Source organism: Brevibacillus reuszeri, from assembly GCF_001187725.1.
Lineage (GTDB): Bacteria > Bacillota > Bacilli > Brevibacillales > Brevibacillaceae > Brevibacillus > Brevibacillus reuszeri.
In genome coordinates, this window is sequence record NZ_LGIQ01000009.1 from 554,250 (window position 1) to 579,945 (window position 25,696).

The following is a 25,696-nucleotide window of genomic DNA, read 5'->3' on the forward strand; positions in this document are numbered from 1 at the left end:
AATATTCATATTGTACCATTCTTCGTGTTCTGAGAGTCGGGCAGCATGAACCTAGCTTCTACTACTGTTTACCTGTTTGCTTTCTACGTATTACAGCTTGATTGATATCGTTTCAGGTAGCTTTACATCATCTGCACCAAGCTGTTTTGCAAATGAATGTAATGCTTCAATGATACGAGTTTTACGATTGTTTGACCAAAAGACATTGGATTCAAAAGATAACAATTGAACATCCAACATACCGTTTCCTCTATCAAAGAGAGGATCCATTCGACCTATCAAATTTCCATCTTCCAAAATGGGCATTACATATGCCCCATACATTCTTTTCTGTTTTGGCGTATAGATCTCCCAGCGATAATGGAAATCATACAAATCGACCAATCGTTCTCTATACCATAACAATGAATCAAGAGGCGAAATAAAATGGATTCCCTCTGGTGTCTCCAAGGATTGGCATTTTACGAGTTCAGGCAAATCCTCCGTTAATATGGCATATGAGCGTTTCACACCCTCAATACTCACTTCAGTAAAGGTGTTGTTTGCTAGAAATTCCTGATGAATTTTTCTTCGACTTGCCGCTGTACTTTTGTATTGCCAGCCATAACGAGCATCATCTGCACTAAAAATTCTGTAAGCTCGTGCGTATTTTTTTAACAGAGCATGAGAGCGTTCTTCGCTGCTTTGTTCATATTCTTGCTGTTGCACGGAAAGCGGGATTGCATCTTCTGTTCGAGCAAAAAAACGAGTTGCTCCTTCACGCCCCACTACTTGAATTTGTCCTGTTTGAAACAGCAATGCTAGAACGTGGGAGGATTCCTTGGTCTTTTCTTCCGTTGTATCCCATCCTGCACGAACTTTATTTTCACTCGTAAACGCATTGGATGGAAGCGGCCCATCTTTTGCTAATTTTGATAAAATTTCGGTTGCCGTTGAAGAATACCGATTTAATTCATCTTGAGCTCTCAACCTGATTTGTCTGCGAATGTCTGCAAAAAGTGGGTAGTCATTCATGGGCAAAATACATGCTGCCTGTGCAAAATACTCGAAAGCTTTACCATTCGTTAGCGTATTGTTCAAATCAAAAGGAGTAAAAGCTGGTAAGCGTAACCCTGCCACCAGATGATGATTTCGCTCAACCGTATTAACCGGATCAAGCTGAATCGCTTCTAAGCATTGTAGAAGTTCATTAAAGTTGGCTTGTTGTAATTCTGGATAAATGAGACGACGTAATAAAAAGTGTTTTGCCGCTTGCTTTGTTATTTTTATCATCAGATCAAGCCCCGCTTTTCAGATTAATCTACGAATCTGTTTTGGAATGGTGTCGTGAAAAAATCACTCTGTTTTCCGAGTATAAACCAAACCTGTCCTACTTAAAAACATGTTTAGCCCTTGAAACCCATATAGATCCAAAACTGCTGGGGGATATTGTGTAGATTCTACGCGCAATGCAAAAAACCACTTCCTGCCAAAGTGGTTTTTTGGTACGCATTCATTTATTTTATCCTTCAGTCTGGTTACGTGTGTTCCGACATAGCATCAGCTTTTGTTACGTGCACAGTTCCAAAAGGATGGTGTGGAGGGGCATAGATAACGTATACCTTGAGCGGTGTGTTGCCCGTGTTGATTACATTATGCCAAGTTCCTGCGGGCACCATAACTGCGTAGCCAGCATATGCCATTTCCTGTACATCTAAAAAATCCTTGCGAGGTCCCATTTGAACAAGTCCCTGACCTTCTTCAATTCGTATAAATTGATCCGTTTCTGGATGAACTTCCAATCCAATGTCATCTCCAACATTGATGCTCATGAGGGTGACTTGGAAGTATTTACCTGTCCATAATGCAGTTCTATAGTTGTTGTTCTGCTTAGCAGCTTGGTCGATATCTATCACCAAAGGTTTGGGGCCATAATCCTGTAGAGGAATGTGGGTACTCTCGCCCCAGCTGCTATTCCAGTTTATATGATAAGGATTCCAATAATTATCCCAATTGTAGCGTAGCCATTGTCCATACATTGGATGATCCCAATGGTAATAATGGTTTGTATGTCGATACATGTCTGTACTCCCCTCTGTATTGTTGTACAGTGTATCTTATGTAGACGCCTACTTAAGGGGAAGTAAAGTACGCAATAATGGGCAATTCAATATAAATGGACAACTGCCAAGAACAACAATCGGATCAATTTCAGCGGTAACGGTCAAATCGTAGGTGCATTCATAAGCTCTTCATAGGTGAATACATCTGAATAGCCTGAGAGATCACTCGTGTATATTTTATCTTCGACCTTTTCATTCAAGTCATCTTCGAGATATATCCCACAGTCAAGACATTCCATAGCCGGCACTTGGAGTATTTTTACCGTGCTTGCCCCATCAGGGAGAATCCAATAACACTCTTTTGTCGTTTCTCTCGCTTTGTCTTCATTACACCATACGCATATCATTTTTGAATATCCTCCCAGACATCTAGCATGTAATGTGTATCGCATTTAACTTTTAGCAAAGTTCATGCCAACTTCGCAAACAAGAATAATAGGCAATCTCCTCTCTTTCGATGGTGCCCACTGCCGAAAAATTGGCAGCATTTGAATTTCTAGTGCATATTATTTGGCACTGGCCTATCAATGCCAACTGCTCTTATGTGGAGTGATAACAAAGTGTATTTTTGGGAAATAATACGGTGGTTAAACAAGGAATGGAGGTGGATACGTATGCAAAAAGATCAACAAACGAAAAACAATCTGGGTTCAATTTTGAATCCGGAGTTTGCCGGAACAGACGCACAAAAAGTAAAGCAAGAGATTCAAAAGGATCTCAGCGAAGGACTAGGGGCAATGACTGCTCGCGAGGCAGGAGCCATGCGCGATTAATAAAAATAAGGAAGCCATCGACTATGGAATGATTGAATTCCTAGTTGATGGCTTCCTATCAATGAGTTGTATTAGCTATTAGCCGTTACTGTAGGTCGAAACGGTCAGCATTCATTACCTTAACCCAAGCGGCGATAAAGTCATAAACAAACTTTTCTTTGTTATCGTCCTGTGCATATACTTCTGCAAGGGCGCGTAGAACAGAGTTCGAACCGAACACCAGATCTACTCTTGTTGCCGTCCGTATGACTTCTCCTGTTTTACGATCGCATACTTCATATACGCCTCCCTCAACCGGCTTCCACACGACCCCCATATCAAGCAAGTTGATAAAGAAGTCATTGGTGAGAGTACCTACACGATCCGTGAATACGCCGTGATTGGTGCCACCGTAGTTTGTACCTAGCACGCGCATTCCGCCAATCAGTACAGTCATTTCCGGTGCAGTCAGGTTTAGGAGCTGTGCTTTATCAACGAGGAGCTCTTCCGCACTTACCCGATACTGCTTCTTCTGATAATTGCGGAAACCATCAGCGACAGGCTCTAGCACTGCAAAGCTCTCCAGATCGGTCTGCTCTTGTGTTGCATCTCCACGTCCGGGAGCAAAAGGAACCGTTACATCGAAGCCGGCAGCTCGGGCCGCTTTTTCGACGGCGGCACTGCCCCCTAGCACAATCAAATCGGCAATGCTTACTTTCTTTTCCAATTCATTTTGAATGCCTTCGAATACAGTAAGCACTTTTGCAAGCTGTTCCGGCTGATTTACTTCCCACTCTTTTTGTGGAGCAAGGCGGATGCGGCCACCATTAGCGCCCCCGCGTTTATCTGAGCCACGGAAGGTACTAGCTGAAGCCCAAGCAGTAGTTACGAGCTCGCCGACTGTAAGTCCGGAGTCTAGGATCTTGGTTTTAAGCTCTGCTACTTCTGCGTCTGTTAATTCATAATCAACAGTTGGGATTGGATCTTGCCAGATCAGCACCTCTGCTGGAACTTCTGGACCCAGGTATCTTGAACGAGGCCCCATATCACGGTGTGTTAGCTTGAACCAGGCACGTGCAAATGCATCTGCAAACTCATCTGGATTCTTGTGGAAACGACGAGAAATTTTTTCGTATATGGGGTCCATACGCATGGCCATATCAGCAGTGGTCATCATGGTCGGAACACGAATGGTTGGATCCTCTGCATCTGGTGCAAGATCCTTCTCAGCAGGATTTACAGCAGTCCACTGATTGGCACCTGCTGGACTTTTTGTAAGCTCCCATTCATAGCCAAACAGAAGATCAAAATATCCATTATCCCACTGTGTCGGATTCGCCGTCCAGGCACCCTCAATACCGCTGGTGATGGTGTCCCGACCTTTGCCACTACCATGCGTGCTTAGCCAGCCCAAGCCTTGTGCTTCCAATGGAGCACCTTCTGGCTCTGGACCAACAAGAGCAGCATCTCCTGCGCCGTGCGCTTTACCAAAAGTATGTCCGCCTGCGGTAAGTGCAACGGTTTCTTCATCGTTCATCCCCATACGGGCAAAGGTTTCTCGTATGTCGCGAGCACTTCCAAGCGGATCCGGCTTACCGTTTGGTCCTTCTGGGTTTACATAGATCAGACCCATCTGAACCGCAGCAAGTGGATTTTCCAGATCTCGATCACCTGTGTAGCGCTTATCACCTAACCATTCCGTTTCAGCACCCCAGTAGATGTCTTCTTCTGGATGCCAAACGTCTTGGCGTCCTCCACCAAAGCCAAATGTTTTGCCACCCATTGATTCAATCGCTGCATTCCCGGCTAGAATGAGCAGGTCTGCCCAAGAGATCTTGTTGCCATACTTTTGCTTAATCGGCCAAAGCAGACGACGTGCTTTATCAAGATTGCCGTTGTCTGGCCAGCTATTAAGGGGAGCAAACCGTTGTGAGCCAGATCCAGCACCACCGCGGCCGTCGCCGGTACGATATGTACCTGCTGAGTGCCAAGCCATGCGGATAAAGAATGGGCCATAATGCCCATAGTCAGCCGGCCACCAGTCTTGACTGTTTGTCATTAGATCATAAAGATCCTGTTTGAGTGCTGCGTAGTCTACCTTTTTAAATTCCTCCGCATAATGAAACTCTTCTCCCATAGGATCAGATTTTCGATCATGCTGGTGTAAAATATTCAAGTTCAACTGGTTGGGCCACCAGTCCCTATTAGATGTACCACTAGATTTGTGGCTAGTAGCTCCACCGTGATGTACCGGGCACTTTCCCATATTTGTATGGTTGTTAGCGTCCATTTGTGTCCCTCCTCAGTGTGTAAGTAAGAATCGAATGAATATGCCTGGAACAGTAAGAATCTTACAAATCGGCTGACAAGAAAATATCTTCGGTTTCTTTGGTCTGCACACGTTTAAGATTCGCTTCATACACATGTTCCTTTGGATTTGTTTACTCCTCCCTCCCGTATGGCCTGAGAAAGCAGCTGAAAGAAATTCCAAGCCTAACTTTTTAGAGTAATTCTAAAATGATAATAACTATTTTCTTTAAAAATAACAATAGCTTTTTCATAATTATTATGAGAGCGCTCGATGAACGATTTTTTATGCGGACGATAATTAATGATGGAGATGCCCTTTGAGTAAGGAATGTAAATGCCCTACAAGAAGACAAAAAGCTTTGTACTATTTGTATCCTATTTGACCTTTTACAAGGATATGCCTCAACCTTCCTTTGTACATAAACCGTATGTTTGAAAAACATGCTAATTATTCTCAGTGTCAATTGACCTTTCATCATGTAATAAGAAGCTGCCGACACATGATTCATGTCGACAGCTTCTTTGACAACCGATTTATGGCTTTTTCACATTAACGAACGCTACTTTAGTAAAGCCGTTCGTTTCTACGGTTACTCGCAGCTCTATTCCTGCCGGAGCAGATTTATTCACTGTGAGTAATCCGTCTTTTGAAATGGTTGCGTACGATGTATCCTCGAGCTTGTACACGGTACCTGTATCTCCATTGGTGACATCCAGTTTGGAGTGATCAGACAATGTCGCAGTGACGCTGAACTGAACGGTTTTCCCCGCCTTTTCACTCGTTTTATCAGGTGAGAGTGCAATACTCTTGACCGTGAGCACCGTCACTTTAACCGTAACCGATTTGCCACCATTTGTAATGGTGATAACTGCCGAATCAGCCTTGGCATCCTTACTTACTTGGACAAGGCCGTTCTCAGAGACGGACACTAGATCCGGATTGCTGGATTTGTAGGTAGTCCCTTTATCGCCGTCTGTGACATCGACCTTATCAGATGTACCGTAGATAGCAGTCACGGTCAGCTGATTGCTCTGGCTTTGCAGCAATGAAAGACTTGTTTCTTTTACTGTGAGTTTTGTAGTTGCTCCTTCTGCTACGATGAACTTGCTGAGTTGTGGAGTTTCAAAAGTAACGGTGGAGCCATTTTGTTTTGCTTTCATTGCTTCTCCTTTTGAATCTGTCAACACGTTCCAAGCCCTCTTCTTCTCGTCATAAGAATAGGCATACAAGGTGTTCGATTTCGCGGAGATTGGTATGGAAATGCTTACAGTGTCTTTGCCGAATTGATTGTATTCATTTCCATTTGCATACAAAGTGAATTCGTAGGCATCCGTACTACCAATGAAGTTGTCTGGAATCGCTACATCACTCTGGGCTATGACAATATCCAAACGCTCATTTTTTACTTTAGACAGTACCTTACCGCCCACCACCATAACAGCCCCTTCAGACTGACTGACTGCGATGGAAAAACTGTTTTTAACCAATTGATTCACTGTGTCACTTGTGAGACTGATGTCTGCATTTTTGACAGCTTTAGACTGCTTCGAATCTCTTAGTTTCTGATCACTGTCAGTAACAATCAAAGAGATTGTCTTGTCAACATCAACTTGATCTGCGTTTTTGCCCAGCTTGTCCAAAATGCTGTCGATAAATTTGGATGCTTGTTTGATTTGGTCATTCAGATTTGCGATCTCGCTACCTTTTCGGACTTCAATGGTCGTTACTTTTGCCAATAGAGTGGATACGTATTGTGAAAAAGATTCCACCAGCCCACCGAATGCTTTTTTATCCAACTTGGATCCAATTGTATCGACCACGTTGATAGCAAGACTTGTTGCTTTGTCCATGTTTGCCGTTTGATCTGCCTGAATATCCTTGATTACGTTTTTGACCGCGCCAGCCATAAGACGAGAAGTGCTTTCAGCCACTTCGTCCTTGCTGACAACTCCCTGTTTCATCTTATCGATCAAGGCACCAAACACTGTATTTACGGCATCATTCATCGCATCCAGCTTTTGGGGAACTGTCGTCTTGTCTGATTCAACGAGTTCATCCAGTTTGCCCAATACGTTGCTTACCAGGTTTTTAACCGCTAGTCGATCGGTCGCTTTGGCAATAGCAGCCGCAGTCTCCTTATTCAACTGCAATTGCTTCTCAAGCATCGCAGCACCGTTATCAGCAGGTGGCCCACCCGGATCAGAATCTGATACGCTCACTGTGCAATAAGCAGTTTTCGCTCCATCGACTGTCGTTACCGTAATCGTTGCTTGTCCGGCACTGATTGCTGTAACGATTCCGTTTTGTACGGTCACAACTGTGTCGTCGCTCGAGCTCCACTTAACTGCTTGATTCGTCGCATCGGATGGCGTCACAGTTGCAGTCAGTTCAGCGGATCCGCCTATCTGCATATTCAGTGAAGGATAGTTGAGCATTACCCCATTCACTTTAATTTCGCTTGTGAGGACATACACGACGCACATAGCTGCAGCTCCCCCATCTGCCAGTTTCACGGTAATGACTGCGTCACCTGCACCAACAGGAGTGACGAACCCATTCGCATCTACTGTAGCTACGGACTGGTCACTTGTTCCCCATACCACAGTTTTGTCTGGTGCATCTTCTGGACTTACCGTTGCGTTCAGCTTGAAACCCGCTCCGCCTGCGGCAAGCGTGATCTCATGCTGATCAAGCTCGACACCTTTTTGTACGGTGGATGCTCCTTTTTTCAATTCCCTCGTATCGCGCACGCGAATCCTTGTTCCTTCGGCAAACTTTCCGGTCAGACCGACAGCCTCCAGCGTTTCTCCGACGGCAAGCTTTGGAATCGGTCCGCTTTGGTTGATGATATAGCCGTCAACAAAGACCAGGATATCTCCCGAGCCATCGTTTATCACGTAGGAGTTGTCGTCTGGGATGGCAGTTACTTTCCCAGTGACTTTTACCAGCAGCCCTTGATTTTCGTCCACATTCGCTTCGCTAGTTGTCATGAACTGTGGCTCCAGCGGTATTCCAGACGAGATTTTGACAATACTGTCAGCAAAGTTACCGAATTCGATCTCTGTGTTATTTTCAAACACCTTGATTTGTCCGTAGATGCGCACTTTGTCTCCCAGTTTCAACGATCCGGAAGGCACTTCGTTAAATGCCATGACGCCGCCCGTTTCGTCCTGCACATAGAAGGCATCGTAGAATACATCCGCCGCGGAGGTTATAGTTCCTTCGACCACCACAGTTGATCCTTCTGGGAGCTTGCGCGCATCGCCAATGCTTGTAACGGTTGATTCGCGATGAGCAAGCCAGTTGATTACATTTTGCACAAATGGGACGTTTCCTTTCGGCTCAAACGATTGGTCCATTTGCTTGTCGTTAAAGATATTCATACCCGAAACGACGATACGTCCACTTCCCAACAACTCGGAAGCAACCAACGGAATAGAGTGCCCTCCTTTCACAGAGTCGCCAGGCTGTGCGCCGGCTTTATACAGACTGTACTCAGCCCCGCCATTTTTCACGTTGTCCTGGAAGGTGGTTTCATTACCACGGACCAAAATCGTTACTTGCTTACTGTCTTCCAGCTGCTCTTTATTGGTTCCATTCGCTTTGGCGAGGCTGGCCCCGCTGTAATAATCGAGTGCAGATACAAAGTCAGTCATACGGTTTTTAACTGGCTTCGGATGTGCACGCACAGAGAAATTTGATTTCAGTGGATCCGACCAGAAATTTCCTGATTTTGATTCATCGAATACACCGTCATCATTGACGTGAATGGTAGAACCGATACCCGCAAGCAGGCTATTCGGACTTTGATTTGCTTTGTAGTTGCTCTTGCCAAGTACGAGAGCGGAACCACCCCGATCGACAAATCCTCTGATCGCATTTATTTCGCTCTCGGAATACTCTGTCGCAGGATGCGAAATCATCAGGATGTTCACATCTTTCAATACAGCTGGCGTGATAGGCGCTGTATTCTCGACGACGGTATAAGCCTCTTTACGCATCATGGAGGTGAATGCCTTCATGTTGTCTTTGTACGTACCGGTGTCTTTCGTCGTGTTCTCGTTGGCATGAGTCGCATCGATCATGATCGTGATGCCCAATGGATTTTTGATCGCGATCGGCTGCTCGAATTTATTGGCTTCGAGTACGTTGCCATCAGTCGCTTCAAGTACTACCACAATTTTGTGATTGCCCGCTTCCGGATTTGTCCAGACGATGCTTGTGCTGGTCGAAGAGTTTGCAGGCAACGACTCAATAACGGTATCACCGATCAGATGCTCTGCATCTACGTGGTCGTTATAAAATTTGACCTTCAGGTTTTTCAGGCTGATGGACCCCAGGTTGCTAATACCTGCTTTCAGTGGTGCTGGCACTCCACCTGTAATGGCTCCATCCACGGCATCAACGTTGCTTACCTTAACAGACAGAGCTTCTGCTGGTGTCCAGATCGGAGCTGAATAGACGGTATCTCCGTCTTTTTGCGTCACGCGCACGACGAACCATTGCTGGCCGCCTGTAACAGTAAATCTAGGCTTCCAGTTGAACGATTTGGAACCTGCTGGAGGCGTGTACGTGTCAACGACCACCGCTCCGCTTGTGATCAGTTCCACTTTATCGATACGATCGTCTGATGGTGTCTTTAAGTAGCTGTACTTCGGATCAGTAGTACTTTCTTCCACAGAATCGCTTCCTGAAATGTCAAACTCTAAGTCCTTTGTATCCACTACCGAACCCATATAATAACCGCTTGCCCATACGTCAAGCTTGAAGTTAGGATCTTCGGTGAAATAAACACGCATTTTGCGCATGGACTCAAGCAGCGATTCCTGAGACAGAGCTTTTGAAACGATTACGGTGCGTTTCTTGGTCTGACCCCAGGTAGCGTCGTGGTTGTCCTCGCCATAGGTTGGAGCCACGTGCCAGCCGAGATCCAACGCATCAAAAAATTTCTTCTTAGCATTCGTGTAACCGTATTTTCCAGAGCCGTTCCCTACCTCTACCATTGTGAACAACTGGTCTAGCTTGCTGTCATAAGGAAGGAAGTTGTCAAAAGCGTCCTTTGACATGTCCGGGTGGTTGAACTGGGCTACGATATTGTCGTAGGTGAGCACCCAGGCATAATACTTTTGAAGATTTTGGTAAATGCCGTTTTCTTCTTTCCGGTCAATGAAATTATCCGTACCAAAAACATTGGAGTGTCCCCATGTCGTTGAGGTCATCTCGAATGCTGGAAACACAACGAAGCTGCCGTCTTTTGTATACTGCTTAGCCAAAGATTTCGTAAGCTCCCAATCCGCACCACCGGAACGCTCCTTCAAGCCGTTTTTGCGTTCCACGGTATCTTGTCCAACGAGATTCGCGTCGATGTCGTGAGAGTGATCAGAGAATGCAAACCAATCATAGCCGTATTTTTGGGCTTCTTTTAAGGCGTCCTCCGGTTCACCAGCGGCGTCATGCGAGATTCTCGTATGATTGTGAGTGGTGCCGCGGTAGTGGTTACCTTCCTTGAACCTTTCCAAAACCGTGAAGCCCCATGTATGCTTGCCCAAATTGCCAAGCTTGTCCTTCGCTTCAACCGCAACGATATGCTTTCCTTCGCTCAGTTCAACAACTGATGCCAAGTTCAGTGTAATGCTATTTTCCGTAGCGTTAGCTTTCGAGGTATAATCCGTGCCATCTATGCTGATTTTTACGGATTTTTCATCGACGCCACTTGGATCATCCATTTTCACGAAAATCTTGGGATGCGTGGATTCGATCATGTCGCCGTTAAACGGAAGCTCATCAGAGAATACAGGTCCATCGTTATCTTGAACTACATTGACAGCGATAGGATGATCTGCCGACCCGATTGTTTCTTTCTTACCTGAACTGATCGCTTCCATATAATAGAAAAATTCGTTTGCAGGGATATCTGCTTTGTTTATTGTTACGTTGTAATTCAGGTCATCTGCAGTCTGCATGCTTGCCGATTTGTAAGAGCTGTCGTCTTTACCCTTGTAATATACGGTAATAGAGTCGGCATTCTTTGCGATAGCAGAAAAGGTAACATTCGTATCTTTATAAGCTTTCGTCAGTTTCTCATGTGTAAAAGACAGTTCTCCCTTCACATCTTTCGTATAACGCGGCATGAGAAAATACCCGCTTGTGTATGGGGAGCTTGTCTTCGATTGACCAACGATGCCTTTGAATGTATACTGCTGATTGAATTCAAGCGTTTGAGCGATATCAATTCCCGTGCTTCCCAAAACGCGGACAATCATGACATTCCCGGATGCGTCCTGAACGGTTATGCTGTAATCTGGGCCTGTCGCTGGAATATTTGTCACCTTGCCAACTACAGAGACGAGTTGTCCTTCCAGCGGTTCGGCCGTATTATAGCTGGCGAGTTGATCTACTGTAATGCTTTTTGCTTGCGGAACAGCCGTATCTGTGCTAGTCACCGCAAAAGAATCCGGGACAAATTGTGTCATCCCATTCACAAAATCAACATGACCAGAAATCTTTACCTTATCTCCGGCTTTGAATGAAACCGTAGGTGCCTTTGATCCGTATACTTGAATACCGCCTGTTTCATCCTGGATGAAGAAATTGCTGCCTCCTGTGCCAAGGAGGTTGTTTTCGACGGTGACAATTCCTTCGATAGATGTGGAATAGCGGTTATTGACTGGGATGCCGGACGCGTCATTGATCCGGAGTTCGCTGATTGGTGTGAGGGCATTGCCGATGTCACTCACATCAATTCGGGTCAATTTGCTTTCCTTTTTCGCTCCATCTGTTGCCGACAGATAGAACGATTCTGCTTGCTGCACATCGTCAAACAGGATCGTAAACGAGCCATCTGCTGCTGCTGTTGCCTCCTGAACTCTTTGTGCTTCGCCGCTCTTTACGACATAGACTTTGACTACAGCTCCCCCGGTAACAGCGCCTGCTGAACCGATGATCGAGTCCTTTCCACCTGATTGGGTGAATTGGATGAAACTCGAGACAGGACTTGCTGTAATGATCTCAGGCTCTGGAGCTGACGAGGAGTTTTTGATGAAGATCGTGCCATTTGGATTTTGGAGATCAGTCGCAGTGTTTATGACGAAATCAGCGCCCCCATCCTTGGAGGACCAACCGTTACCAAGACCGACTACACCCTTGGGATTGCTGCCGTCATTTGTTTTGCGCAAGATCGTCCCTGTTTTGAAGCTGTTCGCATCTGTCTGCAGAACGCTTCCCCAATATTCGTTTGGCTGGTTCGACGAGTCGCCTTGGACTCCATAGCCAAGAAAATCGATGACAGCCGGATCGTCTTTACCAGAAATCACTGCTGTCTTCTTTACCAAGGCCAGTTTGCCGGATGCTTGTGCCGGATTGATGCTTGAGGTCTTATCAGCAGCCAGAGGTAAGGCTGTGCCATTCGTGCCCGATCCTCCTGTGAGCAAATAATACCCGTGTGCCTTGATCGTACCGATAAGCGGTACAAGGTTGTTGCCTGCTGCGAAATTGCTTGCTTTAGCGGCGTACTGTACCGAATACGTGTTATCCAAAACAATATCTTTATCCGTAGGATTGTAAATTTCCATAAACTTGGTGTTATAAATTGCTCCGCTGTTACCCCCGGCAACGTAGATTTGGCTAAAAACCAAATCATTAGCTACTGCTCCCTGTGCAGCTTTCGCAACCGTCATCAGTTTTGGCAAAGGCATCAGCATTGTTACAAACATCATGATTGCCATAGCCAGGCTCGTCCATTTCTTACATGAGCCCGTGGTCAAACGTACTAGATGATGCATGGATTCAATCTCCCTTCCTGTCCTTGTTGTGTCATGCATCGCTTATATTTTTAGGACATCCCCCCTTTCAAGGCGGTCGTTTCAGGGCGTGTCTGCAGCAATCTGCGGAGCTTGTGTTTCAGAGCTTGCGACAACCGTGATTGTTCCTGCGAGTTGTCCTGTGCCATTCTTGAAGGTATACGCCCCGGGCCTTAGGTTTCGCATGAGAAAAAAATTGTCGCCTTCACGCAAGGTAGAGTTGATGTCCAGCTCTTCTGATACAAGCTGCTTATTGCAGTTTTCGCACGGGTCGAGACGAAAATTGACTTTGGCAAGAACCCCTGCTGTCAGCTTGATATGCTCTGGACTGAACTCCTGCCCGTTGACCTTCACTTCTGCAGTCTGTAGGTCATTGCGGTCTTCAATCTGAAGCTGCGCCATTGCCGGAGTTTTTCCCGCCTGCTCCGGCTGCCCACTATTTGGACCGGCAAGCATATACATAATGGCTGCACTCCCGCAAATTAGAACCGATAAACGGATAACCATTTGACTGTGGCGCATACAGAAATCCTCCTATCCCCTCATCTATAATTGCGAGCCAAAATCGTAGTTGGGATAGACGTAGGGATTGCTGGGAGCGTTGATCTTTTCAAAATGAGTTCCCATTACCTTCCATACGTCCGTCCCTTTGTGCTTCGCCCTTTCGATCGTCCCCGTAACTGTAACCCACATATCCTCTGGCAGTTGACTTGCTTCGGATGATTCCACGATGACACCATAAGTTGACGCATCCGCAGTACAGCAGGTAATGGCAAATCGTCCGACGATCAGTTGATTCTGCCCCAGCTCCGGATCGCGATACACAAAACCAGTCAACCGTATTTCCTTCCCCAAAAAGTTGTCCACGAACGAGTCGAGGGTTTGCAGCTTTTCCAGGTACAGTTCATCACCTAGCTCAATCGTATCTTGCTGGTATAGCTTTATTCCCAGCTTCGCGAAGTCCTGATTGAATTGGTTGGCAAGAAACGTGACATTATTTCCGCCGACATTCACTCCTTTTTTTGCTGCCAGTGAACTCGACATGGCGGTGTTTGGCAAAAAAAAGCCGAGCAGCAAAGGCAGGACAAACAAACCGTATATCGCGACGTTTTTGCCAATTGAACGGGAAGGCACCGCCTCACATCCACAGCTGATCTCTTGCCGCTTAAGCGAACGGATTGCGATGTCCGTCTGAAATACTGCCAGGATAAACAAACCGATTACAGCGATTTTTACAAAAATCAGCATACGAGGTGCAATATAGTAGACGATGCTGCCGGATTTGTACAAATAAAGGATGTATAGCACGAGACAAATCCAAATGCATGCCCGCAGAAAGTACTGCGTGCTTGTCCACGTGATTCTGGACATCTGCTAGAGCCCTCCTTTCCAAAAGATCGACTATGACAAGAAAAACCTCTCAACTAGAAGAGAACCTGCCAATGAAAAAACAAGTACGAGCACACTCAGCAGCAAAACAAATCTCGTCTTAAAAACGCCAGCCAGCATAATCGTTCCTTTGAGATTGAGCATCGGCCCAAATACGAGGAAGGTAACGAGCGCTCCCGCTGAAAATGTCGATGAAAACGAAGAGGCAACAAAGGCATCCGACGTTGAGCACAGGGACATGAGGTAAGCCAAGATCATCATTACAACGTGAGAAGATAACCATCCATCTCCAATCGCTGCCAGGCTATCCCTCGCCACGAAGGTTTGCAGTCCAGCGGCGACAAGCGAACCGAACAACAGGAATTTCCCCATTTCAAAAAACTCACTGGTGGTATGCGTCATGATTTCTGTCAGCTTGTTTTCATGGAAATGCTGGTGGTCATCTGTTGGTAAGTCTACTTTTAATTGATCCTTCCTTACAAAATGATAGATGATCAAACCGATGACGAGAGCCAGAACAAAAGCCAATCCCATACGTGCATAGACGATGTCCGGACGGTTGCGAAAAGCGCTAAACGTCGAAAGAAACACAATCGGGTTCAATATAGGACCAGCCAGAATGAAAACAACAGCAACGTACAAGGGCATCCCTTTTTTGATCAGCCTACGGATTACTGGCACCATGCCGCATTCACAGATTGGAAAGATGATTCCGATCACACTCGCTACAATGATGGCCAAAACCGGATTTTTCGGAATCCACTTGCGCATCGACTGCTCAGAAACGAATACTTGCATCAAAGCCGAGACAAACACTCCTATCAAAATAAATGGCAATGCTTCAAGTACCATACTGATAAATATGGTTTTAAAAATCTGTAGTCGGTCACTCGTCATTAGCGCGTGGAAAGCGTCTGTCGAGACAGAAACCAAAAGAAAGAGAAGAAGAATTAGGCACGGTACAATCAACGGAATAAGCTTGCCTTTCAACGACTTACTGGGTGCAATTGCTTTTTGCAGAATAAATCCTCCTCGCTTTGTTCATGATGTTGTGCCTTGATGTCTACGAAAAGAAGATTCTTTCTACGAACCAGATTCCACCGAGACAGAGCGCGATAGCAGACCCGACATTGATCGCCTTTTTGGAATAATTCCAGCTTCCAAGACGGATTAAGACTGGCAGCAATACAGCGACAATCGCTAGCTGGACTGCTTCGATACCGACGTTAAAGCTGAAAATGTCGACTGCCAGCTCACTTTTCGGAAGATTCATCTCCATCAACAGATCGGCAAAACCCATACCGTGGATCAACCCGAAAAAGAACGTCACGATCCAGCGGTTATTTACTTTTTTACTAAAAATATTTTCAATAGCTACGTAACAAATACTTAACGCAATCGCCGGTTCGACGATGCTGGACGGAATAGAAATCAAACCAAGTACCGTTAGTGTCAACGTTAAGCTGTGAGCAATCGTAAAAGAGGTAATCACCATTGCGTATTGCTTGAACGTTTGCCTTGCCAGGAGTAGGGAAAATAAAAAGAGCAAATGGTCATATCCGCTCAAAATATGGTTCATTCCGAGAGAAAAGAAAGAAAACCAGCCTGAAGCCTCCCCTTCTTGTTCTGATTTTGCAGAAGAGGCTCCATCCATTTGTCCGGCTAAATTAATTGATGGCTGCTGTGGTTGTTTGATCCCTTGATCCAATCCAGCCCAGTCGGATTCCGTCAAGAGCATTGTCCAGCTGCGATTTCTACCAGATAAGGCAGCCGTGCTTTTCTGATTGCCGTATTGGATCGTCAGCAAATCCACATAATTCGTTTTGGGGTCATTCGCGTAAAGACTGTCTTCCAAGGAAATAGCTTGTCCAGGAAAAATGGGGGGGAACACCGCATTCAAAACGATTTTTGATGCATCTCCTTCTCTCTGCAGCGTCACATTGTTCAGCGATGTCCACTCTTTTCCTTCGCCATCGATTTTGATAACAAGTTGCTTCTTCACAGATTGCGCAAATTGATCTTTGACAGCATTGAATTCGTCTGTTTCCAGCATTCCGTTTTTGTTTTTGTCAGCACCTGTTAGTTCAATTACTGACAATTCGTCGATCGCATATGACAGTATGGTTTGTTCTTTGCCTATTAACAAGGTTGTGTATCCGGCACTATATGGATGAGCATGGGCAGGTTGAAGAAAAAGGAGTGATAGACATGTAAAAAATGATAGAAGAGAAAGAACGCGGAAAGACAAGGACATGAAGACTCCCCCTAAATTTTTCATGATGTGGTATAACGCAGCTAGTGAAATTTAGAAGAATAGGTTTTGGAGTGAGAGTGACGACAGGGATCATTTTAATTCAAATAGTTCTTATTAAGGTAAATTTTCTGTATGACTAAAGTAAATTTTTTGACATTATATGTAATTCAGTACATATTCAAAAAGGGGCTGGTAAGGGAATTCTCTCGCCAAAAGGAGATGCGACCGCGTTTTAACGGAAAGTTTCCATGCGTTCCAGCATTCATAAGCGGCGCGATTATAAATTCTTATAGGTTGAAAAAGAGTCCATGCAAGCATGGACTCAGTGTGTTCTTCATATCAGAGGGATGACACAAGCTGCAGGAAAAATCCGGATTATAGCTGGATGATCTGCAGACATTCGCGGAGCTCAGTGGTTACAGACTCATTGCGCCACTCTTTGCGGTAGCCGAGGCAGGCGCAGATCATTTCCGTCCCCTGCTCCACCAGTCTTTTGCGATAATGAACATGACCCATGACTCCATAACGTACCCCATATTTCCTGTAGAGCTCGGCATAGTCTACACTTCCTAAAAAGGCGTTGAAATACGCCCACTGCGGATGCGGCATCGGCACCTTAAAATAAGGATGAGCCAGCATATGCGTCACCATGATGATTTGTCTGTCTCGAAATTGCGCCAAGTCTTTTTCCATATGCTCGTAAAAATAACGGTGAATATCGCCGTTACTCATACCCCATCGAACATAAAAGCTATCCTGCCAAGTCCTGTCCATCGCATGCATTTGCTCAAATTGTTCAAAGGAATAACCCGACTCTCCCATCGTATAATCGTACCAGCCCGAATTGCCAACGACGACCCATCCATTTTCCAGGGTATAAGGTCTTTCGCTTACACAACCCGCGTACGATTGAAACTTGCGATAGATTTCCCACGTGTCCGTGATCCCGTTATCTTTGCTCCAATAATCGTGATTACCAGGAACAAAAAGGACAGGAATGCCAGCTTGCTCCTGGAGCATTTCAAGTACTTGCAAACTCCGGTGAACATCATTGGAAATGTCTCCAGCAATAATCAAGGCACCGAGTTTTTCTTGGCCTGCTAGTTCCAGAAGTGCCTCTTCCACAAGGGGTTCACCAGGAGCCTCGTTGAGATCTACATGCAGGTCTGAGATCATTCCTACTTTCATGAGAGAAAATCCCCCTCCTCGATTAAATGACAACTGACTGCGTGATGGGGCGCTATCGTCCGAAGGGCTGGTCGTTCTTTGCTGCATTTATCGATTGCCAGCGGACATCTTGGATGAAATGGGCACCCGTCAGGCACAGATAGCGGATTGGGCACGTCACCTTTTAAAACCATCCGTTCTCGGGTGCTCTTCACGTCAGGTATCGCTGAGAAAAGAGCCTTGGTATAAGGATGCAGCGGTCCGTTTACCGAATGGTCGACATCAAATACCTCAACCAATCTTCCCAGATACATGACCCCTACTCTATCGCTAATGTATTGCACCACGTTAAGGTCGTGGGAGATAAACAAATAGGTCAACCCCAGCTTGCTACGCAGCTCCAGAAGCAAATTTAATATTTGCGATTGGACAGAAACGTCCAGAGCCGAAACGGCTTCGTCAATGACAATAAATCTGGGCTTCAGCACAAGCGCCGCAGCAATACCTACGCGTTGCTTCTGCCCGCCGCTTAATTCATGCGGATATCGCTTCAGATAATCCGAACCAAGACCGACTTGCTCCAGTGTCTCGATCACAATCTCTTTTCTTGTCGTTTTGTTTGTGTAACCGTGTATGATAAGCGGCTCTTCTAACAACCAGCCAATCGTCTTCTTCGGATTTAAAGAAGAGGAAGGGTCCTGGAAGACGATTTGCAGATCCCGCCTGAGTGCTTTCATTTCAGTGGTTGAAATTCCGTTAATTTGCTGGTCACGGTAGTAAATACTACCCTGTGATTCCTTCACTAGCTGGACGAGCATTTGACCAGTTGTGGACTTCCCACAGCCGCTCTCTCCAACGAGGCCGAATATTTCTCCCTCTGCGATTTCGAACGAGATTTCGTTTACGGCTTGTACGAATTGCCGCTTCTCTAGCAGCTTCATTTTGGGCAGAGGATAATGCTTCGTCAGTGCATCAACCTGAATCAGTGCTTTGCTCATGCGAATATCTTCCCTTCCGCATAGAGATGGCAACGCACACGGTGACCATTCCCACAAGTTTCAAGCTCGGGAGTTTTCGTATGGCATATAGTAGAGGCTCTCGGGCAGCGACCAGCGAATGGACATCCATCCCCCCGCTCGGTTAGCGGCGGCACCCGTCCGGGAATGGTATATAGCAGTTGGCCTCGCTTCTCTATACTAGGGAGCGCCTGCAACAAAGCGGCTGTATACGGATGTTTCGGATGCTCCAAAATTTCCTGAACAGGAGCGTCTTCAACCATATAGCCCGCATACATCACAATGACCCGCTCACATACCTCACGGATGACGCCCAAATCATGGGAGATGAATAGCATTGCCGTATTTGTTGAGCGATTCATCTCACGAAGTAGGTCCAGAATTTGTGCCTGAATCGTGACATCGAGCGCTGTCGTCGGCTCATCTGCGATCAGCAGCTTGGGCTTGCAAATCAATGCCATCGCGATCATGATTCGTTGCATCATTCCGCCCGAGAGACGATGCGGATATTCACCGTAAAGCTGATTGATACGGGATAGCCCCACTTTTGCCATCATTCCCAAAGCCAGCTCTTTTGCTTCCTGCTTCGAGACAGAAAGATGGGTCAGTGCCATTTCTGCGATTTGTTTCCCAACTGGCATGAGCGGATTGAGTGCTGACATCGGATCCTGAAAAATCATTGCGACGTGCCTGCCTCTTGTTGCATTCCACTCTTCTCCCATTCCAGGCGACCAGGCTTTACCTGCTACATTGATCTCTCCACGTGTAATCGTGGCCGACTCAGGCAATAAACCCATGACGGACAAGGAAGTAAGACTTTTTCCGCAGCCAGATTCTCCAACGATACCTACTCTTTCCTTTTCTTTGACCTGGAAGCTCAGCTGTCGTAGCGCCGGATATTGCTTTTTGCCGATTGTAAACGTCACATCCAGCTCACGGATTGCCAGCAGTGTGTTTGCCATTGTTCGTCCCTCCTAACGCTTCAAGTCATAACCGTCTCTCATTCCGTCTCCGAGTAGATTAAATCCGAGAACCATCGCTGTAATGACCGCCCCTGTGATAAAAACGTACCACGGTGCGCCAATAATAAATGGTTGGGCTTCCTTCAGCATTCGGCCCCAGCTAGGATCGGGAGGTTGTACGCCAAGACCCAGATAGCTTAATCCTGCTTCTGCCAAAATGGACCCGGAAAATCGCATCGTCGAGGCAACAATGAGTGGTGAAGTAATATTGGGAAGAATATGAAGAGAAATGATGCGCAGCGAGCCCGCACCTCTTGCTATCGCTGCTTTGACAAAAGCAAACTCCTTGTATTGAATGAAGCCACTGCGGGCAATTCGGGCAAAAGCCGGAACACTCATAATTCCAAGTGCGACGATGGTATTACCAAATCCCGGACCGAATACGGAAACGAGCATGATCGCCAGCAAAATTCCTGGAAACGCCAGCATCGCATCGATGACACGCATCAGGATTTCGTCCAGCCATCCTCCAAAATAACCGGCTATTGAACCAATCAAAAGGCCTATAACCAAGCCGATTGCGACAGATGCGAGGCCAATCACAAAGGAGGTCTGCGTTCCCTCCATGATTCTGCTAAAAATGTCTCGTCCGAAATTATCCGTTCCAAACCAGTGGGAGGCTTGCGGTGGTGCCAGGCGCATTGCTGTATTCATGTCGTTGGGACCATACGGAGTGTAAAACAGGCTCGTCACCATCAGTCCTAGCAGCAAAGCAACCAAGCAGCCTCCGATGATAAACAGCTTATTGCGGACTAGCTGATTCCATCTCATCTTGTTCACCTTTTCAATCGAATTCGCGGATCAATCACTTTGTACAGGATGTCGACGACAAAATTTATCAAAACCACAATAATCGCAATGTAAAGAACAAGTGTCTGCAGCAGGGGCAAATCTCGTGTGCCGATAGACGTGATGAGCAGATTGCCCAGCCCCGGCAAAGCAAACACATTTTCTACGACAATACTGCCTCCCAGTGTGTCTGCGATCAATAAGCCAACAATCGTAAGCACCGGAATCAGAGAGTTGCGCAAAATATGACGGTACATGATGCTCTTTTCCCGCAACCCTTTACTTTTGGCCGTACGCACGTAATCCATGCGGAACTGGTCCAGTAGCGTGTTGCGCAAATACCGGATGATGACAGCGATACCCGGAATCGCAAGGGCAAGCGAAGGCAGAAACAGTGATTTGAATGCACCCACAGGATCTTGGCTCCAGGGAACATAGCCGTAAGTCGGAAAAAGCTTGAAGGTGACGGAGAACACCAAAATCAGAATAAATGCCATCCAGAACGAGGGTACCGCCAACCCAAGTTGCGTGAAGGCAGATAACAGCGTCGATGCAAACTTGCCATCTTTTCGTGCGATGTAGATGCCGAGGGGAAGACCGATAATCAAGGTCAACCCCAAGGACATTACAGAAAGTGACAACGTAACAGGCAAGCGCTCTGTCACGATATCTGCCACCGATCGCTGATAGCGCAGTGACGTACCGAAATCTCCAGTCACCGTGTCCGCAATCCACGAAACATATCGCTCCGCCGCTGGCCGCTCCAATCCCATTGTCTTGCGCAATTCCGTGAGTTGATGAGGATCTGCGTCCACGCCAAGCACGATCTCGGCTGGGTCGCCCGGCAAGATTTGAAAGACAAGAAACGTCATCATGGAGACAAGCAACACAGTGGACAGTAAAGTAGCTAGCTTCGTCATGTAAAATCTCACTTCAGCATCCCTCGTTTACTTTTTGGAAAAGTACATCGCGGCGAAATCATATTTTTGTACAGGATACATTTTGAAGCCGTGTAAATTTTCCTTCAATGCAACAGAGCGGCTAGGGTCCATGATGAATACAGCGACTGCCTGCTCGGTGAGGATCGTCTGTGCCTCTTTGTACAAGTCAGCCCGCTTGGTCTCGTCTACTTCCGTGCGTCCCCGATTCACGAGATCATCGAACTCGGCGTTGCTGAATTTATAGAAGTTTTTGCGGTAGGTGGTTTCAAATCTCCCCAGAACTTCATGCGGATCGAGCTTTCCAGTCAAGCCGATGATTGTCGCTTCATATTTGGCATTGTTGTACACGTCTTCCAGCCAGCTGCTCCACTCGATTTGTTTGATCTCAGCTTCAATGCCAACTGCCTTCAACTGCTCTGCGATAACCTGTGCTGTGTCGACATGGAAGGAATAGTTAGAAGGAACTGTGATTGCCAGCTTGAAGCCCTTTTCGTAACCAGCTTCTTTGAGCAGTGCCTTGGCTTTTTCCACATCCGTCTGATAACGCTCTGTCAAGCCTTCTTGATAGTACCTTTTCATTGCCGGACTCATATTGGATCCCAGCTTTACTCCGTTTCCTTCTGCAACTGTTTGGATAATCACGTCTTTGTCGATCGCATAATTGATTGCCTGACGCACGCGCACATCATTCAGCGGCTTGACGGAATTGTTCAATGCCATCAGTTGAACCATGTTCTGTGGGCCAGATACGATCTGAAATCCTGCACCCAGCTGCTTTGCTCCTTGGTCAGAAATGCCCGGAATCATGTCTATATCACCGGATTGCATTGCCAGTACGGATGCATTGGAATCTGGCATGATTTTGAATTCGATACGCTCCAGTGCAGGCTTCTTCTCCTGTTCGTAGAATTGATCATTCCTCTCCAAAACGAGCTGCTGGCCCGGTGTATAGGACGAGAACTTGAAAGGACCTGCACCGATCGGCTTTTCACTTTGTTTTTCATAATCTTTCGGCACAATTGCGATGATGTTGGCGGCTAGAAAAGCTGCGTCCTTTTCTTTGAGTTTGACTACAACAGTGAAATCATCAGGAGTATCAATCTTCTCGATGGCTGCAAACTTTGCCGAGAGCGGTTCCTTTCCGTTCAGTCCGGACAGCTTTGCATACGAATATTGAACGTCTTCAGCAGTCAAATCCGAGCCGTCATGGAACTTGATTCCTTTACGAATTTTAAACGTATAGGTCAGTCCATCCTCGGTGACCTGATATGATTCTGCAATAGCTGGAACCAACTCACTGTTTTCCCCTGCTTCGAACAAACCGTCGAATACGTTGTCCATCATCGAACTGGTGTCAGTCGCTGCAGACAGGTATGGATCCAAATTATCCGGCTCCGTTGCCATCGCAACCCGTACAGTTCCGCCCACTACTTTCTCAGTCTGGCCACTGTCTTTTGGTTGTGCTTCAGTCGTTGCTTGTGCTGAACCTGTAGTTGTCGGAGCTGGAGTAACGCTGCTGCCGCAACCTGTGAGGACCATCGACAATACCGCAAGAATGGAGAAGCCTGTTACGAACGTTTTCCGTATATTCAACATGGGAAAAACCCCTTTCCAGGATTAGATCGATAGTTTCATGTCACCAGAAGCCAAATGGATGGGTCCGCCGTAATGCTGTGTTGCTTCTTCAACCAATTGCGTAAGCTCTCCGTAATGGGGAAAATGTGTAAGCAAGAGCTGCTTCACGTTCGCTAGAGCAGCGATTGCACCGGCTTCTCCCGCCGTCAAGTGACCATCCATCAGCCCTTTTTGCCATTCGTAAAAGCTGCTTTCGATTAGCAACACATCCGCATGACGAGCAAGTTCGATCAACGATTGGCAATAGCCGGTATCTCCAGAATAAACAAGTGTCTTGCCGTCCTCAGACGTCAGCCTGACCGCACAACTGGGTACGTCATGGAGGTTCTCCGAAAATTCAAGCTTCACTGTACCGATGATCAATGGCTCACTAATGTTGATCGAATGGACATGCACGTATTGCGGGAAGCAGAAGGGCAGATCGTCTGGCTCTGAACCATATACATACACGTCCAATGGCTTCTTTCGTTTGCCAATTTGCATAAGAATTAAAATCGCAAACTCCAAGCTGTACACATCCGCAATATGATCGGCATGTGTATGGGTAATGACGACCGCATCCAGCTCTTCAAGAGAACAGTGATTTTGCAAACGTGACAGTACCCCGCTTCCGCAATCCAACAAAATCTTGCTCCCGTTGTATTCGACCAGATACCCTGAGGTCGCCTCATTTTTCTCGGGGTACGCTCCCCAACAGCCGATCACCGTAATATTCATCCCAGATTCCTTTCCCATGCTTTCATTTCCACTCAAATTGATCCTGAAACTCTTTAAACATCATTTCCATCTTCTGAATATTTTTGTGCACGCGATTTTTCTCCAGGTATGAGATCTCGTTAATAATCGCGCTTGCCATCGACAAGGAAGCCGTATACGAATCCAAAAATCCGGTCGATTTATTGGAAGCAAACAGTGTCAGATCAGCAAGCTTGGCAAATGGTGACAGTTCGGAATCGGTGAGCGCGATGATTTTTGCTCCCTCTTGCCTTGCGTGTGCAGCTACCTTTAGCGTTTTGGAGCAATACCGGGGAAAGCCACAAGCAAATACCGTATCGCTTGGCTTTATGTAGGTCGCGTATTCCGCAACACCTCCTTGAGGAATTAATTCACAATTGCCCAGCATGTACTTTAGAACGAAGCTCATATAGGAAGTGATGGATAATCCCATCCGCCAACCAACTACCCAGATGCGCTCAGCTTCCAGCAGCATGCGCGCAGCTTGATTGATCGAAGACTTGCCCGCGCGCGCCATCGTCTCATGAAGATTGTCCAGCTCTTGCTGAAAATGCTTTTCGAGCCAGGAATCTTCCTGGTGGCTTGTAGAAATCAGGAAATTTCTCACGGCACGCTGATCTTTCAGCACATAGTGTCGCAAGTCCTGAAGCATATTGGAGAAGCTGGTATAGGACAAAGCCTGCGCCAGTCGATGAACGGTTGCTTCGCTTACCCCCGAATTTTCCGCGATCTTGTGTGCAGATTGCATGACTGCATCCTGCATGTTGGTTTGAATATAGTGAGCCACTTTTTTCTGACCTGTACTTAAAGAGTCAAAATGCTCCTGGATTCTCTCTACAAACGACTGCATCGCAAATCTCTCCCGTTAATTGACCTCAAGACGCTGCTGCGGATGCCCCAAGTAGGTAGCTACATCCTGGATTCCGCGAATAACTGGCTGATAGGATAGTTCCTCTGTGCCACAATTTCCATATGGATTTATGAGCAAACAGTGCATGCCAACCTTTTGACAGCCGATCACATCATCATAGTAATTGTCTCCAATGTAAAGAGACTGATTGGATGTTACATTGGCTTTTTCCAAGGCCAGTCGGAAGAAAGCCGGGTCAGGCTTTTCCAGTCCTACTTCGGAGGAGATGAAGATTTCATCGAGCACCTCGACAAGCCCGTTATTTTCCAGCACTACCCTCGCTGTTTGATCCCAGTTGGAAATCAGTCCAAGTTTGTAGCCGAGATTTTTTAGCTCTCCGAGAGTCTCTTTCGCCCCGTCGAAAGCAGTCCATTGCAGTGGAAATTCACTGGCGAGCTTTCGATAAACGTGAACCACATCTTCAATCGGTAGGGAAAGACGCAATTTATAGTTAAGAGCACCAACGTACCACGGTAAAAAGGCTCTGCTGTCTTTGCCAAGCACGCCTTGATACTCTCGCATGAACAGCTTGTCTGTTCGATGATAGGCAAGCGCGATTTCCTCCTGGCTGCGGTATACATCGAACTCTCCAAGTACCTTCTGGTAAATCTCTTCCCTGTTCATTTTTACCAGTGTGTACCCAAGATCAAACCATAAAAACTGAATCATGCTGCATACCCTCATTTCCGTGTAGTATTTCCTTCATTATTTTTGTTTTGATTCATTTCCTTCATAGTCATCATAGTGAACGGATATTAACCTAGCTTTAACGAAAATTGTTGAAATGGTAAATTACTGAAATCCCTTGTTCACAATTAAACTTGCAAACGTTACAATATTTAAATACAGAAAATATTTCACTATAAAAGTAACG

19 protein-coding genes are annotated in these 25,696 nt (G+C 46.3%); 1 reads left to right on the forward strand and 18 read right to left on the reverse strand.

Annotation, left to right across the window (positions count from 1 at the left end):
• Window positions 1-90: 90 nt before the first annotated feature.
• The 3 genes from ADS79_RS17120 to ADS79_RS17130 all read right to left on the reverse strand — a co-directional run bounded on the left by ADS79_RS17120 (window position 91) and on the right by ADS79_RS17130 (window position 2,449).
• Window positions 91-1,272, reverse strand: coding sequence for a DNA glycosylase AlkZ-like family protein (locus tag ADS79_RS17120; protein WP_049739625.1), 1,182 nt, complete (start codon window positions 1,270-1,272; stop codon window positions 91-93).
• Window positions 1,273-1,517: 245 nt separating this feature from the next.
• Window positions 1,518-2,060: a cupin domain-containing protein gene (locus ADS79_RS17125; protein WP_049739626.1), complete on the reverse strand. Its 543-nt coding sequence runs from the start codon at window positions 2,058-2,060 to the stop codon at window positions 1,518-1,520.
• Between the two features lie 143 nt (window positions 2,061-2,203).
• The gene (locus ADS79_RS17130) at window positions 2,204-2,449 is read right to left on the reverse strand and encodes a YokU family protein (protein WP_049739627.1); all 246 of its coding nucleotides are present in this window, start codon (window positions 2,447-2,449) and stop codon (window positions 2,204-2,206) included.
• A gap of 267 nt (window positions 2,450-2,716) precedes the next feature.
• On the opposite strand from ADS79_RS17130, the gene ADS79_RS35710 reads away from it, so the two are divergent.
• A complete protein-coding gene (locus ADS79_RS35710; protein ID WP_162839540.1) occupies window positions 2,717-2,875 on the forward strand; it encodes a hypothetical protein in 159 nt (52 codons plus the stop codon).
• Between the two features lie 85 nt (window positions 2,876-2,960).
• Here ADS79_RS35710 and katG read toward each other — a convergent pair whose 3' ends face one another.
• The 15 genes from katG to ADS79_RS17205 all read right to left on the reverse strand — a co-directional run bounded on the left by katG (window position 2,961) and on the right by ADS79_RS17205 (window position 25,491).
• Entirely contained in the window at window positions 2,961-5,144 is a 2,184-nt protein-coding gene (katG, locus tag ADS79_RS17135) for a catalase/peroxidase HPI (RefSeq protein ID WP_049739628.1), read from the reverse strand.
• A gap of 554 nt (window positions 5,145-5,698) precedes the next feature.
• Window positions 5,699-12,946, reverse strand: coding sequence for a DUF4350 domain-containing protein (locus ADS79_RS17140; RefSeq protein WP_049739629.1), 7,248 nt, complete (start codon window positions 12,944-12,946; stop codon window positions 5,699-5,701).
• A gap of 81 nt (window positions 12,947-13,027) precedes the next feature.
• On the reverse strand, window positions 13,028-13,486 hold the full coding sequence (locus ADS79_RS17145; protein ID WP_049739630.1) for a cupredoxin domain-containing protein: 459 nt from the start codon (window positions 13,484-13,486) through the stop codon (window positions 13,028-13,030).
• A gap of 24 nt (window positions 13,487-13,510) precedes the next feature.
• Window positions 13,511-14,335 (reverse strand): TIGR03943 family putative permease subunit, encoded by an 825-nt coding sequence (locus tag ADS79_RS17150; RefSeq protein WP_049739631.1) that lies wholly within the window; start codon window positions 14,333-14,335, stop codon window positions 13,511-13,513.
• Between the two features lie 30 nt (window positions 14,336-14,365).
• A complete protein-coding gene (locus tag ADS79_RS17155) occupies window positions 14,366-15,250 on the reverse strand; it encodes a permease (RefSeq protein ID WP_049741033.1) in 885 nt (294 codons plus the stop codon).
• Window positions 15,251-15,416: 166 nt separating this feature from the next.
• Window positions 15,417-16,607 carry a HupE/UreJ family protein gene (locus tag ADS79_RS17160; RefSeq protein ID WP_049739632.1) on the reverse strand — a complete coding sequence of 397 codons (1,191 nt, stop codon included), beginning with the start codon at window positions 16,605-16,607 and terminating at the stop codon, window positions 15,417-15,419.
• 375 nt (window positions 16,608-16,982) lie between these two features.
• Window positions 16,983-17,795 carry a metallophosphoesterase gene (locus tag ADS79_RS17165; protein WP_049739633.1) on the reverse strand — a complete coding sequence of 271 codons (813 nt, stop codon included), beginning with the start codon at window positions 17,793-17,795 and terminating at the stop codon, window positions 16,983-16,985.
• Window positions 17,792-18,772 (reverse strand): ABC transporter ATP-binding protein, encoded by a 981-nt coding sequence (locus tag ADS79_RS17170; protein WP_049739634.1) that lies wholly within the window; start codon window positions 18,770-18,772, stop codon window positions 17,792-17,794. Before ADS79_RS17170 ends, ADS79_RS17165 begins: the two co-directional genes overlap by 4 nt.
• Window positions 18,769-19,752 carry an ABC transporter ATP-binding protein gene (locus tag ADS79_RS17175; protein WP_049739635.1) on the reverse strand — a complete coding sequence of 328 codons (984 nt, stop codon included), beginning with the start codon at window positions 19,750-19,752 and terminating at the stop codon, window positions 18,769-18,771. The genes ADS79_RS17170 and ADS79_RS17175 overlap by 4 nt, the downstream gene beginning before the upstream one ends.
• 12 nt (window positions 19,753-19,764) lie before the next feature.
• Window positions 19,765-20,583 carry an ABC transporter permease gene (locus ADS79_RS17180; protein ID WP_049739636.1) on the reverse strand — a complete coding sequence of 273 codons (819 nt, stop codon included), beginning with the start codon at window positions 20,581-20,583 and terminating at the stop codon, window positions 19,765-19,767.
• A gap of 5 nt (window positions 20,584-20,588) precedes the next feature.
• Window positions 20,589-21,533 (reverse strand): ABC transporter permease, encoded by a 945-nt coding sequence (locus ADS79_RS17185; protein WP_049739637.1) that lies wholly within the window; start codon window positions 21,531-21,533, stop codon window positions 20,589-20,591.
• A 15-nt stretch (window positions 21,534-21,548) separates the two neighbouring features.
• Window positions 21,549-23,138 (reverse strand): ABC transporter substrate-binding protein, encoded by a 1,590-nt coding sequence (locus ADS79_RS17190; RefSeq protein ID WP_049739638.1) that lies wholly within the window; start codon window positions 23,136-23,138, stop codon window positions 21,549-21,551.
• Between the two features lie 21 nt (window positions 23,139-23,159).
• The gene (locus ADS79_RS17195; RefSeq protein ID WP_236700014.1) at window positions 23,160-23,912 is read right to left on the reverse strand and encodes an MBL fold metallo-hydrolase; all 753 of its coding nucleotides are present in this window, start codon (window positions 23,910-23,912) and stop codon (window positions 23,160-23,162) included.
• A 4-nt stretch (window positions 23,913-23,916) separates the two neighbouring features.
• Window positions 23,917-24,762, reverse strand: a complete 846-nt coding sequence (locus ADS79_RS17200) for a MurR/RpiR family transcriptional regulator (protein ID WP_049739639.1) — start codon at window positions 24,760-24,762, stop codon at window positions 23,917-23,919.
• 15 nt (window positions 24,763-24,777) lie between these two features.
• Window positions 24,778-25,491 (reverse strand): HAD family hydrolase, encoded by a 714-nt coding sequence (locus ADS79_RS17205; protein ID WP_049739640.1) that lies wholly within the window; start codon window positions 25,489-25,491, stop codon window positions 24,778-24,780.
• Window positions 25,492-25,696 lie beyond the last annotated feature (205 nt).

What these genes read in the sequence shown, in the direction of transcription:
- ADS79_RS17130 (WP_049739627.1), bottom strand. Translation starts at nt 2,449, where the DNA reads ATGATATGCGTATGGTGTAATGAAGACAAAGCGAGAGAAACGACAAAA.
- ADS79_RS17140 (WP_049739629.1), bottom strand. Translation starts at nt 12,946, where the DNA reads ATGCATCATCTAGTACGTTTGACCACGGGCTCATGTAAGAAATGGACG.
- ADS79_RS17150 (WP_049739631.1), bottom strand. Translation starts at nt 14,335, where the DNA reads ATGTCCAGAATCACGTGGACAAGCACGCAGTACTTTCTGCGGGCATGC.
- ADS79_RS17125 (WP_049739626.1), bottom strand. Translation starts at nt 2,060, where the DNA reads ATGTATCGACATACAAACCATTATTACCATTGGGATCATCCAATGTAT.
- ADS79_RS17165 (WP_049739633.1), bottom strand. Translation starts at nt 17,795, where the DNA reads ATGAAAGTAGGAATGATCTCAGACCTGCATGTAGATCTCAACGAGGCT.
- ADS79_RS17195 (WP_236700014.1), bottom strand. Translation starts at nt 23,912, where the DNA reads ATGGGAAAGGAATCTGGGATGAATATTACGGTGATCGGCTGTTGGGGA.
- ADS79_RS17170 (WP_049739634.1), bottom strand. Translation starts at nt 18,772, where the DNA reads ATGAGCAAAGCACTGATTCAGGTTGATGCACTGACGAAGCATTATCCT.
- ADS79_RS17200 (WP_049739639.1), bottom strand. Translation starts at nt 24,762, where the DNA reads ATGCAGTCGTTTGTAGAGAGAATCCAGGAGCATTTTGACTCTTTAAGT.
- katG (WP_049739628.1), bottom strand. Translation starts at nt 5,144, where the DNA reads ATGGACGCTAACAACCATACAAATATGGGAAAGTGCCCGGTACATCAC.
- ADS79_RS17160 (WP_049739632.1), bottom strand. Translation starts at nt 16,607, where the DNA reads ATGTCCTTGTCTTTCCGCGTTCTTTCTCTTCTATCATTTTTTACATGT.
- ADS79_RS17205 (WP_049739640.1), bottom strand. Translation starts at nt 25,491, where the DNA reads ATGATTCAGTTTTTATGGTTTGATCTTGGGTACACACTGGTAAAAATG.
- ADS79_RS35710 (WP_162839540.1), top strand. Translation starts at nt 2,717, where the DNA reads ATGCAAAAAGATCAACAAACGAAAAACAATCTGGGTTCAATTTTGAAT.
- ADS79_RS17180 (WP_049739636.1), bottom strand. Translation starts at nt 20,583, where the DNA reads ATGAGATGGAATCAGCTAGTCCGCAATAAGCTGTTTATCATCGGAGGC.
- ADS79_RS17145 (WP_049739630.1), bottom strand. Translation starts at nt 13,486, where the DNA reads ATGCGCCACAGTCAAATGGTTATCCGTTTATCGGTTCTAATTTGCGGG.
- ADS79_RS17120 (WP_049739625.1), bottom strand. Translation starts at nt 1,272, where the DNA reads ATGATAAAAATAACAAAGCAAGCGGCAAAACACTTTTTATTACGTCGT.
- ADS79_RS17175 (WP_049739635.1), bottom strand. Translation starts at nt 19,752, where the DNA reads ATGGCAAACACACTGCTGGCAATCCGTGAGCTGGATGTGACGTTTACA.
- ADS79_RS17190 (WP_049739638.1), bottom strand. Translation starts at nt 23,138, where the DNA reads ATGTTGAATATACGGAAAACGTTCGTAACAGGCTTCTCCATTCTTGCG.
- ADS79_RS17155 (WP_049741033.1), bottom strand. Translation starts at nt 15,250, where the DNA reads ATGACGAGTGACCGACTACAGATTTTTAAAACCATATTTATCAGTATG.